Origin of the sequence: Mesorhizobium sp. M7A.F.Ca.MR.176.00.0.0 (assembly GCF_004023165.1) — a bacterium.
In the GTDB taxonomy this organism is placed as follows: Bacteria; Pseudomonadota; Alphaproteobacteria; order Rhizobiales; family Rhizobiaceae; genus Mesorhizobium.
This window is the reverse complement of sequence record NZ_RZTC01000340.1, coordinates 1-254: the sequence shown is the minus strand read 5'-3', so window position 1 is coordinate 254 and position 254 is coordinate 1. Positions and strand designations below refer to the sequence as shown.

The following is a 254-nucleotide window of genomic DNA, read 5'->3' as shown; positions in this document are numbered from 1 at the left end:
GCGCGGCCGGCAACGGAGACGAGGTCACCTACAACATCGCAAACGCCAAGGTCACGACGCGCGGCACCGATTCCATCGGCATCCTCGCCCAGTCGGTGGGCGGCGGCGGCGGCAATGGCGGCTTCGCTCTCGGTGGCGCGGGTCTCGTGGCTGTCGGCGTCGGCGGCTCGGCTGGTTCAGGCGGCTTCGCCAGGAAAGTCGACGTCACCACCGGCGGCTCGGTCGAAACCCTGCAGGACCGGTCGGCAGGCATC

General features: G+C 70.5%; 1 protein-coding gene. It reads left to right on the top strand.

Annotation, left to right across the window (positions count from 1 at the left end):
* Window positions 1–254, top strand: a 254-nt coding sequence (locus EOB59_RS35600; RefSeq protein WP_206622116.1) for a hypothetical protein, incomplete at both ends; no start/stop codon positions are given.